Origin of the sequence: Daejeonella sp., from assembly GCF_036405355.1 — a bacterium.
GTDB lineage: Bacteria > Bacteroidota > Bacteroidia > Sphingobacteriales > Sphingobacteriaceae > Daejeonella.
In genome coordinates this window covers 20,862-36,375 of sequence record NZ_DASWXT010000025.1, presented here as the reverse complement: position 1 = coordinate 36,375, position 15,514 = coordinate 20,862, and the positions used below count along the sequence as shown (strand labels likewise).

Genomic DNA, 15,514 nt, shown 5'->3' with positions numbered 1-15,514 from the left:
GTGCAATTTGTATTTAATGAGGTCTTCTTTATTGCTTCCATTAATTGCTTACGGCATTTTTCTGGCAGGGAAGACAGGTTTCCGATAGCATTTAAACGTACCCCATTATCCATTAAAGTTTTAGTTTCTTTACTTATAGTTGAAACAAGCAGTTCCATCAAAGCCATTACCTCAAGCTTTGGTCTGTTCCAGTTCTCAGTTGAAAATGCATAGAGTGTCAGATATTTGATACCCAGTTCAACTGCACCTTCTACCGTATCGCGAACGGCAACAACTCCATTCTGATGGCCAAATACCCGCAGTTTTCCCTTTTCTTTTGCCCAACGGCCGTTTCCATCCATAATCACTGCTACATGTTGTGGCAATTTATCCTTGTCTATCTGTTCAATCAGGCTCATTTAATAAGTTTAACATTCAAAACCAGAACAATTTTTAATTGCATGATATCCAATGAATATCCCGAAAAATTGTTCCAAAATTTCGCGATGCAAAGTTATGACTTAATTGCGTTAATCTGCTACTAGAAATAAAACAGATTTTCATTTGTAATGAATTGTTTTTAATGGCCCAAAAGCTTAAAAGGTAGGACACTTAATCGGGATGAAGGTATAAGTAAGTCCAACACCCGCAAACATATACGTATCTCTTGGCCTGAAATCACCCCTTTGTGTCCCCGGTGTTCCAATCTGTGGAGGGATCGAGCGATCAGCCAGTGCCTGTGTTAAAGAACTCGCCGGAGAAACAACATTAAAATCAATATAACTACCACTAATATCATCCAGATAATCAGTGAATGCTGTTCGATAACCAAGCTCGGCAAGAATTGTCCAATTTCCGCTAATATTATATTTTACCCCTGCTCCGTAAGGTACACTGATTGCACTCTTCTTGTAAGCAACATTCTCAGTCTGAAGAAGCCGGAGTTCAATCTCATCACCATTATAATTAGTTAATGGATTATAAGAAAAGGAGGCAATACCGGTAAATAAATAAGGACTCAACTTTCTGGTTGCATAACCAAAATCCGCACCAGCCATATATCTGAACAGATTGAATTCTATCTGCATGGATAGCTCAGACACAGGGGAATGAAAATCAAGATTCCGTTCAATCTGATAGGTACTGGAAGAAGCCGCATCACTCGCCCGAACCTTACCGTGCATATAATTCAGCTTTGCGGACCAGTAACCATCAAAATTTCGCTTGACCTGAACACCGAAGGCGGGATCTGTCAGTTTATATGCTTTAACAGGATTAATATCTCCCATATAACCCGCGCCTCCTAAAAAACCTCCAAATTCCCAGGTCTGAGCTGAGCTAATGAAGCTCCCGGAAAGCAATATAATGACGAGTACTAATCTACGCATGAATGCAGAAGCTGTTCTTAATAATTTCTGGTATCAATTCCCCAGAGCAATTTATTCCTTAACGTAGATAAATAGTTTTCATTATTTAGTCTGATCAAATTGATCCCAAAATCAGCCTTTTTCACTTTAACTTTTATGGATGTATCGATCACCTCTGTTCGGGAATCACAGGTCAGAAGGTATTTAGAACTCCTGCCTTCGATTTCGAAAGAAAGAATATTAGTATCAGATAAGACTATTGGCCGAACATTCAGATTATGAGGAGAAATCGGGGTAACGACCATATTTCCGGAACCCGGGAATATAATCGGACCACCACAACTCAGAGAATAAGCTGTTGATCCTGTTGGTGTAGCTACGATAATACCATCTGCCCAATAGGAATTCAAAAAATCTCCATTGAGATAGGCATGCACAATCATCATGGCCGAGGTATCCCGTTTATGAATGGTTACATCATTCAAAGCAAAATTTTCATTTCCAAATAGCTTCAGTTCTGACTCTATACAAAGCTGAACCCGTTTATCCAGCGTAAAGTCCTTGTTAACCAGACTAATCATTGCATTTGCAATATCGCTCTTGTTGATGCTGGCTAAAAACCCTAAGCGCCCAAAGTTTATCCCGATAACCGGAATATTTGAATCACGAATAAGGGTAACAGTATCGAGCAATGTACCATCACCTCCCAGGCTGATCATTACATCTACCTTAGCATCAATCAGATCCTGAGAGTTTCTAAAGATTTGGAACTTCCTCGGAAAAAATATTTTGCCAGATATGAAGTGATTATATTTATCATAGACAAAGGCTTCAACAGCATGTTCTGCAAGGCTGTCGAAAACCTGCTGAACATGTGGTAATACAGTATTATTGAATTGCCTGCCGTAAATTGCAATCTTCATGTTGTGCTTTTAGATATCGAGATAGTTCATTAGCTGATCATATCTGTCTGAAGTACCATCATCTGATTTAGTATCATTAAAGGTAGCCTTGACATGATAATCATATCTAAGAAAAGAAGCTATAATAGAGGATAAATCTGTACGATTAAGTTTTAATGTGATTTCAAGTTTAGTTGAATCAGGAAATGATTGAACATAAGAGCTCAGAATTTGGGCATTATCTGATTCTACGATCTGTGAAATATGTGCCAGTGAATTATTCCTGTTCGTAATCTCGAGAATAATGATCCCTCCGGGCTCTTTTACTGATGTAATTGTGGCAACATATTCCATCATGGTATTTATGGAAATAAGTCCCTTGTAGTTTTTATTAGAATCGAGAACAGGTACCAGACTTAATTTCTGCTCATAGAATATACGAATAACATCATAAATATGCTGTTCTTCGTATACGAAAGGATTGTGAAGAGCCAGGCTTAAACTGCCAACAGGTGCATTTGAATCCTGAACCTCAACCAGATCTTGATCCGACACAAGTCCCAAAAATTGCTTGTCATTAACTATCGGAAGGTGATTCACACGAAATTCTGCCATCCTTTCATGCACTTTCTGAACGGTATCAGAAGTTCTTAAAGCTGGGATACTATCCGATATGAGTTCGTGTGCATACATATAGTTCTGCTAGTATATACGATCTAAAAACCTTTTTAAATGTGCATTAAATTCAATAGGTCGTTCCATCATTGGGGCATGGCCACATAGATCGACCCAGTTCAATTCAGAATTGGGCAATAACTGATTAAACTCCACCGCTACTTCCGGCGGAGTAATTTTATCATCTTTCCCCCAGATAAGGCAAACAGGAACCTTAATCTTATGAATATCTTTTGACATATTATGCCTGATGGCTGATTTTGCCATCGCAAGGATCTTAATCACCTTAATCCTGTCATTCACTATCTGGTAAACCTCATCAACCAATTCCTTTGTTGCTGTAGCAGGATCATAAAAGGTAAATTCAACCTTTTCTTTTATGAAATCATAACTTTCACGCCTGGGGAAAGATCCTCCGAAAGCATTTTCATATAAACCTGAACTCCCGGTCAAAACCAAAGCTTTTACCTCATCCTGATGATTGAGAGTATATATTAAGCCAACATGACCTCCCAGGGAATTACCAAGCACAGTTATATTCTTCAGCTTTTTATATTTTACAAACTTGTGGACAAACTTGGCAAGTGTTTTTACACCTGTAGTAAGCAATGGAAGATCATATAATGGTAACAAGGGTATGATCACCCTGTATTCCTTCTTAAATTCTTGAACAACATCAGTCCAGTTACTAAGTGCACCCATTAAGCCATGAAGCAATAAGAGCACTTCTCCTTCTCCCTCTTCAATGTATTTAAAACCGTTTTCTTCTTTTATCTCGAACTCCATAGAATCTTTAAGTACATTTTTCTTTTTACCTGCTAAGGTATAAGTCTAAAAGTTAAATCAATATAAAAACTTATTTTATTAGAAAGAAAATAAGCCTTAATTATCAATTAAGCCCCGGATAATCTATTAATTAACCAAGAAGCTCCTTTACGAGCTCAGAAACAGTTTTGCCATCGGCCTTTCCAGCCAGATCCTTATTTACTATGCCCATTACTTTACCCATATCTTTCATACCTGAAGCACCGGTCTGAGAAATTATTGATTTAATAAAAGCAGTAATTTCATCTTTGTCTAATTGCTTTGGCAGGTAGGCTTCAATGACCTGTAGTTCTTCCTGTTCTATCTGATAAAGATCGGGGCGATTTTGAGACTGGTAAATATCTGCAGACTCTTTACGTTGCTTTGCCAGTTTTTGCAGAACTCTAAGTTCCGCTTCTTCTGTAAGCACTTCCTGGGCGCCCTTTTCAGTTTTGGCAACCAGTAATGCAGCTTTTATGGCCCTTAGTCCACGCAAACGAGTGCTATCCTTACTAAGCATGGCGGATTTAATATCCTGATCAATATTTTGTTGCAGAGGCATTTCCTGAAATGATTTTAATTTGGTTAGTGATTAATGCAAAACTACACAATCCTGATTAGTTGGAGGTAAATTTTACATTTATTCCGGAGACATGCCCTCCCCCTATTCTTTTAAATGATGAGAAGTACTCGCCTGTGCTGTTGGCATCACGATCATATCGTTAATATTTACATGTGCAGGACGGGACACTGCAAACCAAATAGTTTCGGCAATATCCTGTGCATGCAGGGGCTCATAACCTTCGTATACCTTTTTAGCACGTTCCTGATCACCATGGAAGCGAACCTGTGAAAATTCTGTATCCACAGCTCCCGGATGCACACCTGTTACTTTAATCTTATGAGGCAGAAGATCAATCCGCATTGCTTTATTCAGGGAATCAACTGCGTGTTTAGTTGCACAATACACATTTCCATTCAAGTAGGTTTCCTTTCCGGCAATTGAACCAAGGTTGACTATGTGTCCGGATTTACGTTTGATCATCCAGTTAGAAACAACTTTGGTCACATATAATAAGCCTTTGATATTGGTATCGATCATCACTTCCCAATCAGTTGTACTTCCGGCATTGATTGGATCCATACCCTGCGATAAACCAGCATTGTTAATCAATACATCAACTTTTTTCCAATCATCCGATAAAGTCTCCAGTTTTTCAACCTCTTCTTTATTTCTCACATCCATGGTCAGTGTATTAACCCGTATACCATATTCATTAACCAGATCCTGAGCCAGAGCGTCCAAACGTTCAGTCCGGCGACCAGTAATAATAAGATCGTAATTTTGTTGAGCAAAGAGGCGTGCACTTGCTTCGCCGATTCCGGCAGTAGCACCGGTTATTAAAGCTATTTTTGACATAATTATTTGAAAACCCGAAATTAAGGAATTTGAAGCAAAAGCTAAGTCAATATTTTACTCTTTAAAACTCCTTGATTTATATATGACTCACCAATGATCGTGTAAGTAATTAAGTGGCTAAGATGCATAGCTGAACCTCCCGATTTTAGCAGAGATAAACTCCCACATCTTCCCCAAAAAAGTATCAGCCCCCTAGCTGATGCTAGATTGAAAGCTCGCCCCAAAAAACATCCAAGTTTTTAAACTCATCTTATATTCGACGTATTTTAGTCGTACTTTGGTCGTATCAGTGACAATTATATACGACTAATAGACGACTAAAGTACAACCAGACTATGTCATAAACGAACACTAGTTAATTTTTACAGATATACTTTCGATAAATGGCTTGTAAGGCAAAAGCATTGAAAAAGCTGAATAAAGACTGTCGGAGAGGGCAATCATTGATTTTTAGTCTTTAGTTGAATGACAGATTGCCCTTTTTGGTTGATAATTTCAGAGAGATGCTTTAAAGAAAGGGAGGGATAGCGATTGTAATGATAAGAGGTAATTTAAAGACGATTTACCAGTAAGGTATCACCACTTAAGCTTAAGCTTAATCCCTATTCAAAGTAAAGACTGAACTGAAAATTGCGGATAAATAACTTATCTATAGGTGAAGTATAGGGGTTTTCAAGTCTGTCATCATCCCTGAGTACACTTTTCATTGATTGAGCGAACTTGATCTCAGGAGACATTTTGAAAAATTCAAAGTAGAGGTCAAATCCAACTCCTGCTTCATACCAAACGGTATTTTTATTGTTTTTCAGGTATTTTGCTTCAGGACTCAAAGCAAGGTCATCTGTTTTCTTTTTTGAGGTAATATCTATTGAATATTTTGCCCCGGCAATCATATAAGCTCTGAAATTCCTCCTTCTGTCAGATTTTAACTTAATTCCCAGAGGTAAATCCATCAGTGTTGCCTGAACCTTTTTTTGAACGTTAAAAGCCGGATCAGCATATTCATAATTAACAATTCTATCAGCAAATACCATTCCCGGAGTAAAACGCAGGTTGGCATTATCTCCGAGTCTGAAATCAGATACAAATCCTAATCCAAATCCGGGAGTAACAGGAGATGAAAGGCTTCTCATTTCACTGTTTATCATTGGAAGTTGAGTAAAAGAATCGATAAAAGGACCCTTCCATTCAGCCCTCTTTAATATTTTAAATTCTGAAGCAACGTACTGAAAGGTAAAACCAAAATGCAGTTGTTCCCCGTCAACACCTCCACCCCAGCTCTCCTGTGCAGTTAATCTGTTTATTGAAAAAATAAAAAAAATACACAGGATGAGAGTTTTTTTCATTTGATACCGGTATAAATGGAACAAATTCCAAACGTCAGCGGACGGTATTTCGTATTTTTGAATCCAACTTTTTGCATCAGAGTATCAAAACTCGCTCCATCAGGGAATGAAGCAACTGATTCAGGAAGATAGGTATATGCACTTCTGTCTTTTGAAAAAATTCTTCCGATTGCAGGGGTTATATATTTGAAATAGAAATTATATCCTTGTTTAACCGGAAACACCTTCGGTTTTGAAAACTCCAGAATCACCGCCTTTCCTCCGGGCTTTAATACCCGCAGCATATCACTCAGCCCCTTTTCCAGATCTTCAAAATTACGAACACCGAAAGCCACGGTTACCGCATCAAAAGAGTCGTTGTCAAACAATAATTTTTCAGAGTCACCAAGGCGAACCTCAAAAACATCCTGCATTTTCCGCTTTACAATTTTCTGATCTGCAATTCCAAGCATACCCGCAGAGATATCCACCCCAACTACCTTTCGGGGTTTAAGAATTTTTATCGCCTCAAATGCAAAATCACCGGTGCCGGTTGCAACGTCCAGAATGTATGAAGGTTTATCACCAAGCAATTCTTTAATCGCTTTTTTTCTCCATATCCTGTCAATACCCATTGAGAGAAAATGGTTCAAAAAATCATAGGTACCTGATATATTATTAAACATGCTCGCTACCTGTTCTTTTTTGGTAGCATCTGAATCCTGATAAGGCCTTACTGTTTTTGACATACAGCGCAAAGATAATGGAATTAAGGAAGCGTCTACAGCCAACATTAGTCCTTCAATCAAAATTCATCAAAATCATCGAAAATATGACGCTCTGCAGATTGAATTAAAATCATGGGTTTTAAACATTGCAAGCAATGTCCTACCTTTGCGGGATGATCATTAAAAGCGCAGAATTTCAATGCAGTAATACCAGAACTGATAAACTACCGGCTCCTGAATTACCTGAATATGCCTTTATTGGTCGTTCAAACGTAGGTAAATCCTCGCTGATCAATATGCTTGTACAGCGAAAAGGGCTTGCAAAAACCTCACAAACTCCCGGTAAAACCCAGTTAATTAACCATTTTCTGATCAATGAAAACTGGCAGCTGGTCGATCTTCCTGGATATGGATATGCAAGAACTTCTAAAAGTAACCGGGGAGAATGGTCAAAATTCATCAGCTTCTATCTCCGGAACCGCGAAAATTTGCAATGCGTTTTTGTCCTGATTGACAGCCGATTGGATCCGCAAAAGATTGATATTGAATTCTGTACCTGGCTTGGTGAAAACGGCCTGCCTTTCCAGCTGATTTTTACAAAAGCTGATAAGCAATCGAGTGTAAAGACCGATCAAAGTATAGCAAAATTCAGAAAAGCCCTTCTCGAGATTTTTGAAGAGGTGCCACAGCATTATATTACTTCGGCAGAAACACAGGAAGGCCGTGATGAATTGCTGAATTTTATAAATGACCTGAATAAGAAATTTACACGGTAGACATCGATTAAAAAAACAATATAAACAGAACTATATTCTCAGAATCCAGTACAAAAAACAGTTACACTGAATGAACAAATACTTTTCCCTTGTATTATTTGCCCATACTGTTTTTGCAATGCCTTTTGCCATTATAGGCTTTTTTCTTGCTGTAACTACCACAACACATGAGTTTAACTGGCTGAAACTATTTCTGATGCTGCTCTGTATGATTTTTGCCCGTAATGCAGCTATGGCATTCAACCGTTACCTCGACCGGGATATCGATGCTCAGAATCCAAGAACTGCAATCAGGGATATACCTTCAGGGCGCATCACCTCAAATGAAGCATTACTCTTTACTATTGCTAACAGCCTTTTATTTATCCTGACGACCCTGCTGATCAATAAACTTTGTTTTTACCTCTCTCCAGTTGCACTTGCAGTAGTTTTAGGTTACAGCTATACCAAAAGATTTACTCCTCTCTGCCACCTCATTTTAGGCCTTGGTCTTGCACTTGCACCAATCGGAGCCTATCTGGTAGTTACAGGAGAATTTGCGCTTTTGCCAATTTACTTTTCACTGGCCGTTTTATGCTGGGTAAGTGGCTTTGATATAATTTATGCGCTTCAGGATGAAGAATTTGACAGGCAAAATAATCTGAATTCTATTCCGGCCTGGCTTGGGAAAAAGAATGCATTGAAGGTATCCTCTTTTTTGCATTTTCTGGCCGTTGTATTTGTGACTCTGCCCTATCTGTATACTGACCTCTCCTGGTTTTACCTTGCCGGAGTCCTTTTCTTTATCTTGTTACTCGTCTATCAGCATCAGCTGGTAAAGCCGGATGATTTGTCGAAAGTAGATCGTGCCTTTTTCACAACAAATGGAGTTGCTTCAGTAGTATTTGCACTATTTTTTTTATTGGATGCTTATCTGAGAAATCAATTATAAATTTTAGTATGAAACCTGCCCCTCCAAGCAGTGCAAGCAGGGCATGTTTAATTACCGTTAAATACAATTACAACAAATGAAAGATCTTAAAATCTCAAAAAAAACAAGAACCTATATCCCTGCGGAACTGAATATAAAATGGGAGAATCTTGAACCGATATTTAATGAATTGATTAACAGATCTTTAAACTCGGTTAAAGACCTGGAGCAATGGCTCCGTGACAGAAGTGAAATTGAAGCTGCACTGGAAGAGGACTTTGCCTGGAGATATATCCGCATGACCTGCGATACCACAGATGAAAAATTATTGGCTGACTTTCAATTTTTCGCAACAGAAATCGAACCGAAAATTGCGCCTCTCAACAATGAACTAAATAAAAAATTTATTCAGAGTCCTTTTGCTGAACAATTGGATGAGGCCAAATACTATGTCTATGTTCGCGGGATAAAAAAGGCACTCGAACTATTCCGGGAAGAAAATATACCCCTATTGACCCAAATTCAGGTCGAACAGCAAAAATATCAAGGGATTACCGGATCAATGTCAGTTAAACTGGGTGGACAGGAATATACCCTTGAACAAGCTGCAGTATTCCTGAAAGATACCGACCGCAATGTTAGGCAGGAAGCCTGGGAAGCCATCACAGCGCGAAGACTGAAAGACAAAGAAAAACTGGATGAATTATTCAATTCATTATTAAAACTTCGTCACCAGGTTGCTTTGAACGCCGGCTTTGAAAACTTCAGGGACTATATGTTTCAGGCTCTGGGCCGCTTTGACTATACTCCTACCGACTGTTATGACTTCCATAAAGCTATTCAAAAGGAAATTGTCCCACTTTTAAAGATACAGGCTGAAAAGCGTCTCAAAGCACTGAATTTAAATGAATTAAAACCATGGGACATGGATGTTGACATTTCCGGGAAGCCAGCTCTGAAACCATTCAGCAATGGTGAGGAATTAATTGAAAAGTCTATTAAATGTTTCCGGGGACTGAGTCCATACATTGGCGAAAGGTTGGAAATAATGAAAGCTAATAGCTTTTTCGATGTGGACAGCCGCAAAGGTAAAGCTCCGGGTGGTTATAATTATCCGCTGGCAGAAAGTGGTGCCCCATTTATTTTCATGAACTCTGCCGGAACATTCCGCGACCTGACTACCATGGTACATGAAGGCGGACATGCTGTTCATACTTTCATTTCCGCTGGACTTGAATTAAATGACTTTAAACACCTTCCATCAGAGGTTGCCGAACTTGCTTCGATGAGTATGGAACTTATTTCTATGGATCATTGGGATAAATTCTTTGATAATTCTGAGGATCTGATTCGCGCAAAGAAAGACCAGCTGAAAGATGTCCTAAAAACACTCCCATGGGTTGCTGTAGTAGATCAGTTTCAGCATTGGATTTACACAAATCCTGATCATACCAGTGAAGAGCGGTCAGAGGCATGGACAAAAATATTTGAACCATTTGGAAATAATTTCGCCGACTGGTCTGAACATCCGCATGCTTTAGAAAACCTTTGGCAAAAACAACTGCATATTTTTGAAGTCCCATTCTACTATATTGAATATGGAATTGCTCAACTGGGAGCTATTGCAGTCTGGAAAAACTACAAAAAAGATCCCGAAAAAGGGCTTTCCAGCTATCTGGATGCATTAAAGCTTGGTTATACAAAAACGATTAAGGAAATCTATGAAACTGCCGGAATCGAATTTAACTTCACTGCTGCATATGTAAAAGAACTGGCAGATTTTGTACAAAAAGAATTGGATAAACTGGAGTAATTTTGAGAATTCTCAGCTTCTGATTTTTACGAGAGTTAAAAAATAAAAGAGTAGCACACTTTTTGTATCTCTTTCAGTATGAAAAAATTAATCATACTGCTCGCAATATATTTGATTCCTTTCTTATCCCGGGCCCAAACCTGGGATACTTTTAGAATTGACAATGCCGTTTCTGTTGGGCTTCCTAAGGGATTTACCAAAACGGAGACCAAACAGCAATTTAGCCTGGTGGCCAGAAGCTCATTTGGAACAATTCTAATCTTCAAAGTCCCTGATAATCCCCAAATAACACCGGACATTGAAAAGGACAGGCATCTGAAGAACTATTACGAAAATTACATTAAAAGTGTGAAGCAATCCTCAAAGTCTGGTATTATCACAGATGAAAAAGATAACCTGATTGGCGAACTAAAAGTTAAAGATTTTACACTAAAGATTGATACTGGCAGCGGGGTTTTGTTAAGGGATTTCAGAATTTTACATGCCAATGGTGCTACCTATACTTTTGAATTTCTTCATGAGAATGTTCATAAGGAATTCGCAGTTCCAGAGCGTGAGAAATTCTTTAATTCAATTGAGGTCAATGAAACTATAAGCAGCTCAGACCAGTATACGATTCAGGCTCCTAATTCTGACAGCCCTGATAATACTAAATATTTGATATTGCTGATCATGGTAGTTCTGTTGGCTATCGGCCTGACTATTCTGAGAATTTTGATAAAAAGAGCTCAGCGTACCGACTTGTAAATTACAGTTATGGGGGTCTCGAAGGTATCCTTCTGTTCAAAAATAAGATTCATCCTTCCTGCAGCCTGTATTTCCGTTTCAAATTCTTTCCGTGAAACCACCAAAGCATCAGGATGCTTTCGGAGATAAATTGAGAGGCTATCCTGAGTTTGAATTGCAGGTACCAATCGCTGCATATTAAAAATATAAGCTGAATTCATCATTTTATAATAAACCAGATCCGGCTTGTTTTTTAGCAGTTCCAATGAGCCTGCCACAGGATTGATCCCATAAACCCGGGGATATGCTTTTGCAAAAAAAAGGAAATTACTCATTATGAATGAGATGGCAATGCTGAGTATAAATTTGCTGATTTCATTCTTCCGGATAAAATACCAGCCCATCAAGACTCCAGCCGGTATGGGGATAAACCAGATCCAGACACCTGCGGCATCCTGAACATTCTTATCTGCCTTGAGTCCGAAATAAACAGCTGCAGGAAGGGCAAATGCTATTATTGTATAAAACCCAAAAGCCCATTTTACTTTTTTCATTGAAAGATTCGGCCCTTCCAGTTCCGATAGTAAAAATCCAAGCAGAATTGCAATGAAAGGGTATGCAGGAGCTGTATAATTAGGGAGTTTTGTCTGTGAAAATGAGAAAAAGATAATGATCCCAAGAACAATGCTCAGGCAATACAATAAAACCTCATTCTCACGCTTTTTCCAGGCAAGAAACATCGCCTGAATGCAAAAAATACCTAAAGGAAGTAAGCCGGCGATTACCATTATCAATGGCAGAAGGAAAAAGCCTCCATGACCTTCCATTGTGTCAGAGAACCTTTGAAGATTGTGTTTAAAGAAGAAACCCTCGGTCCAGAGCCCATTACTTGCCTTATAATTCAGCCAATACCAGGGTAATGAGATCAGCAGAACTATAATTATCCCTGCAGGAATCTGAAACGAACGGATTATTGCCCAGTTAAATCTTTTTGTCCAGATAAGGAATATCAGCATAATCAAGCCTGGCAAGGCCACTGCTATTGGACCTTTTGTTAATAATCCAAGCCCGAAGCATACATACATCAGCAAGATCCAGAACTTCCTTTTTTCGATCAGGAAGGCATAAAAGCACATGAAACCGGAAGTCATAAAAAATATCAGATAAGGATCTGGCACCGACATCCGCATCTGAAAATTAAAATGTAATGAGGATAACAAAACCATCGCAGTCAGCCAGCCAGCCTTTTCCCCTAAATATTTTCTGCAGAACAGAAAACTGATCAGTATGGTTAAAGCCCCAAATACAGCAGAGAAAAACCGGGCACTGAATGCCGATACTCCAAACATTTTATAAGCCGCGGCCATAAAAAAATAATGAAGCGGTGGTTTATCAGTTCTTAATTGTCCATTAAAATAGGGCATAATATAATCGCCTGATACCAGCATTTCACGGGCGCATTCTGCATTCTTGGCTTCATCAAGAATATAGATCATCGGTTTATCCAGATTCTGCAGAAGCAGCATCAGACTGACAATAAACAAGAGAACACCTTTAGTTCTCAGATCAAGCCTTTCCAAACAACCTCCCTTCTAATTTTGACGAATTATACCATTTGGTATTTTCGAGCCACCAGATCATGTGAAAGGTCATAAGCACAGCAATAATTGACCCCGCAATTATATCCTCCATAAAATGCTGAGCAAGATAAACCCTTGAGAATGCGGTTAAGGCAGCTAAAGGAATAATTATCCAGTGTCGTTTTTTATGGGGAAGCAAATAAGTTAATACCACTGCAAGCGTAAATGCAGAAGCCGTATGTCCAGAAGGGAAACTATTCCATTCATGTACAGGATAACCATCAATAGTTCGGATTGATGTTATATTTTCGAAATATTTAACTGGCCTTGGGGATTTGAAAAGATGTTTTAGCACCTGGATTGCGAGGGAACTGTATGCAAATGTGATAGCAGCAAGTACTGAATAACGAAATTTAAAGAACAGTAACACCAGAACCACAATGACCGTCATTATGCCGTCTCCAAACAAAGTAATTAGTTTAAAAAGCTCATCAAAAAAACTATTGTGATGCCTGTTTATCCATAAAAACAGTTCTGCTTTTGAATTCAGCAACAAAAGAATAAAACCGATCAGAAGCAGTATCAAAAACGGAATCAGAAAGTATCGCTGAGGATAAAGGATTTCGGAGAGGCTTTTCTTCATTATTTGGTTTGAATACGAATTCAAAACTAAATAATTTTTATGTTTGATTGCTAAACCAATCTAATTGAACGACAATATGTCAAGAAACCTTTTTAGAAAGAAATCTATTGAGTTGATCATGAAAGACCGCCAGGCGGGATTTTCGGATGCCGAAATCGAAGATCAGCAGTTAAGAAGAGTTCTTTCTGTTAAAGACCTTACCCTGATGGGTATCGCTGCAGTAATTGGGGCCGGGATATTTTCTACAATTGGAAATGCGGCCTTCAACGGAGGCCCCGGGGTAAGTATTCTCTTTGTCATCACTGCCATTACCTGTGGATTTTCTGCATTATGTTATGCTGAGTTTGCCTCAAGAATTCCTGTCGCAGGAAGTGCTTATACCTATGCCTATGCTTCTTTCGGAGAGCTAATTGCCTGGATAATCGGATGGGATCTACTTATGGAGTACGCCATTGGTAATATTGCAGTTGCAATATCCTGGAGTGAATATTTTACGAATTTGCTCGAAGGTTTCAATATCCATATACCGGCCTATCTGACCATGGATTATCTTTCTGCCTCAAGAGCGTATAAAGAAGTGCTGGCAGCCGGAACAGATCTGAGTGGGATCAGTGCGAAGATTCAATATGCTGCAGGAGCATGGGAATCGGCCCCCGGATCGGGCAACTTAAAATTCATAGCAGACATTCCGGCTTTGGGCATTGTTTTTTTAATTACTTATCTGGTTTATATAGGCATTCGTGAGACAAAAAGAGCGACCAATGCTATGGTCTTCCTGAAAATTGCTGTGGTGATCGGAGTTATTGCACTCGGGTTTTTCTATGTGCAACCGGCAAACTGGAGTCCTTTTCTGCCAAATGGTTTTGAAGGTATGATGAAAGGAGTTTCGGGAGTTTTCTTTGCATACATTGGTTTTGACGCCATTTCTACGACCGCCGAAGAATGTAAAAATCCGCAAAGGGATTTGCCTAAAGGCATGATTTACTCATTAATTATCTGCACCGTTCTGTACATCCTTGTAGCATTGGTCTTAACCGGAATGGTAAGCTACAAAGAACTGCAGGTTGAAGACCCATTGGCATTTGTCTTCAAAAATGTCGGACTCGACAATATCAGTTATATCATATCTATAAGTGCAGTAATTGCAACGGCAAGTGTATTACTGATATTTCAGATGGGCCAACCGCGTATCTGGATGAGCATGAGCCGGGATGGATTATTACCAAAGAAGTTTTCGAGTATTCATCCAAAATATAAAACGCCCTGGTTTGCGACACTGATCACCGGAATTGTCGTGTCTGTGCCTGCATTATTCATGAACCTTACTGAGGTTACCGACCTCACCAGCATCGGTACTCTCTTTGCTTTTGTTTTGGTCTGCGCCGGAGTCTTGTTGCTTCCCAAAGAGGAAATAAATGATTCAAACCGTAAACGTTTCCGCATCCCATATGTTAATTCGAAATACATCGTTCCTGCTTTGCTCATTGTCATTTTTATAAGTTTCAGAGAACCCATTCTATCCTTATTTGAGTACAATGGCGACTGGCACGTGTATAAGGATAAACTACCTTATTTCCTGTTCATTCTGGCAGCAATAATAATGGCTGTACTTTCGTTCAGAAAAAATTTATCCCTGATTCCTGTTCTGGGTATGCTGAGCTGCTTATATCTGATGACTGAACTAGGATATACTAACTGGCTTCGGTTTCTGATCTGGCTTGGCTTGGGTCTGATTATTTATTTTTCCTACAGTTATCACAAAAGCAATCTGAATCAATAAGATCAGCAAAATTTTATTAATTTCTGGCGAAACGCTGAATATTTAGATTCAGAATTCTAAAGAAAGAATGAATGAATGAATAAAAA

General features: G+C 38.9%; 16 protein-coding genes. 5 read left to right on the top strand and 11 right to left on the bottom strand.

Annotated elements, in window-relative coordinates; translation table 11 throughout:
- From uppS to ubiE, 9 genes are all read right to left on the bottom strand, one after another.
- On the bottom strand, window positions 1-398 hold a 398-nt coding region (uppS, locus tag VGE44_RS02915), incomplete at its 3' end, for a polyprenyl diphosphate synthase (RefSeq protein ID WP_331076258.1).
- 177 nt (window positions 399-575) lie between these two features.
- Window positions 576-1,367, bottom strand: a complete 792-nt coding sequence (locus tag VGE44_RS02910; RefSeq protein WP_331076257.1) for a DUF6089 family protein — start codon at window positions 1,365-1,367, stop codon at window positions 576-578.
- Between the two features lie 17 nt (window positions 1,368-1,384).
- Window positions 1,385-2,269, bottom strand: a complete 885-nt coding sequence (locus tag VGE44_RS02905) for an NAD kinase (protein ID WP_331076256.1) — start codon at window positions 2,267-2,269, stop codon at window positions 1,385-1,387.
- Window positions 2,270-2,278: 9 nt separating this feature from the next.
- Window positions 2,279-2,941 carry a CBS domain-containing protein gene (locus tag VGE44_RS02900; RefSeq protein ID WP_331076255.1) on the bottom strand — a complete coding sequence of 221 codons (663 nt, stop codon included), beginning with the start codon at window positions 2,939-2,941 and terminating at the stop codon, window positions 2,279-2,281.
- A gap of 9 nt (window positions 2,942-2,950) precedes the next feature.
- Complete coding sequence (locus tag VGE44_RS02895) at window positions 2,951-3,709, bottom strand: alpha/beta hydrolase (RefSeq protein ID WP_331076254.1); 759 nt, start codon at window positions 3,707-3,709, stop codon at window positions 2,951-2,953.
- Between the two features lie 130 nt (window positions 3,710-3,839).
- Window positions 3,840-4,289 (bottom strand): GatB/YqeY domain-containing protein, encoded by a 450-nt coding sequence (locus VGE44_RS02890; protein ID WP_331076253.1) that lies wholly within the window; start codon window positions 4,287-4,289, stop codon window positions 3,840-3,842.
- Between the two features lie 102 nt (window positions 4,290-4,391).
- Window positions 4,392-5,147 (bottom strand): SDR family NAD(P)-dependent oxidoreductase, encoded by a 756-nt coding sequence (locus VGE44_RS02885; RefSeq protein WP_331076252.1) that lies wholly within the window; start codon window positions 5,145-5,147, stop codon window positions 4,392-4,394.
- Between the two features lie 602 nt (window positions 5,148-5,749).
- A complete protein-coding gene (locus tag VGE44_RS02880; RefSeq protein WP_331076251.1) occupies window positions 5,750-6,493 on the bottom strand; it encodes an outer membrane beta-barrel protein in 744 nt (247 codons plus the stop codon).
- On the bottom strand, window positions 6,490-7,221 hold the full coding sequence (gene ubiE, locus VGE44_RS02875; protein WP_331076250.1) for a bifunctional demethylmenaquinone methyltransferase/2-methoxy-6-polyprenyl-1,4-benzoquinol methylase UbiE: 732 nt from the start codon (window positions 7,219-7,221) through the stop codon (window positions 6,490-6,492). The genes VGE44_RS02880 and ubiE overlap by 4 nt, the downstream gene beginning before the upstream one ends.
- 152 nt (window positions 7,222-7,373) lie before the next feature.
- On the opposite strand from ubiE, the gene yihA reads away from it, so the two are divergent.
- The 4 genes from yihA to VGE44_RS02855 all read left to right on the top strand — a co-directional run bounded on the left by yihA (window position 7,374) and on the right by VGE44_RS02855 (window position 11,446).
- The gene (yihA, locus tag VGE44_RS02870) at window positions 7,374-7,976 is read left to right on the top strand and encodes a ribosome biogenesis GTP-binding protein YihA/YsxC (protein ID WP_324485585.1); all 603 of its coding nucleotides are present in this window, start codon (window positions 7,374-7,376) and stop codon (window positions 7,974-7,976) included.
- 70 nt (window positions 7,977-8,046) lie between these two features.
- Complete coding sequence (locus tag VGE44_RS02865; protein WP_331076249.1) at window positions 8,047-8,907, top strand: 4-hydroxybenzoate octaprenyltransferase; 861 nt, start codon at window positions 8,047-8,049, stop codon at window positions 8,905-8,907.
- A gap of 76 nt (window positions 8,908-8,983) precedes the next feature.
- Window positions 8,984-10,699 (top strand): M3 family oligoendopeptidase, encoded by a 1,716-nt coding sequence (locus VGE44_RS02860; protein WP_331076248.1) that lies wholly within the window; start codon window positions 8,984-8,986, stop codon window positions 10,697-10,699.
- Between the two features lie 78 nt (window positions 10,700-10,777).
- Window positions 10,778-11,446: a hypothetical protein gene (locus VGE44_RS02855; protein WP_331076247.1), complete on the top strand. Its 669-nt coding sequence runs from the start codon at window positions 10,778-10,780 to the stop codon at window positions 11,444-11,446.
- Here the strand turns inward: VGE44_RS02855 and VGE44_RS02850 are convergent.
- Both VGE44_RS02850 and VGE44_RS02845 read right to left on the bottom strand, forming a co-directional pair.
- A complete protein-coding gene (locus VGE44_RS02850) occupies window positions 11,428-13,005 on the bottom strand; it encodes a glycosyltransferase family 39 protein (RefSeq protein WP_331076246.1) in 1,578 nt (525 codons plus the stop codon). The genes VGE44_RS02855 and VGE44_RS02850 overlap by 19 nt on opposite strands.
- A complete protein-coding gene (locus tag VGE44_RS02845; RefSeq protein WP_331076245.1) occupies window positions 12,992-13,648 on the bottom strand; it encodes a phosphatase PAP2 family protein in 657 nt (218 codons plus the stop codon). The genes VGE44_RS02850 and VGE44_RS02845 overlap by 14 nt, the downstream gene beginning before the upstream one ends.
- 76 nt (window positions 13,649-13,724) lie before the next feature.
- Between VGE44_RS02845 and VGE44_RS02840 the strand changes: the two genes are divergently transcribed.
- Window positions 13,725-15,428: an amino acid permease gene (locus VGE44_RS02840; protein WP_331076244.1), complete on the top strand. Its 1,704-nt coding sequence runs from the start codon at window positions 13,725-13,727 to the stop codon at window positions 15,426-15,428.
- Window positions 15,429-15,514: the final 86 nt, after the last annotated feature.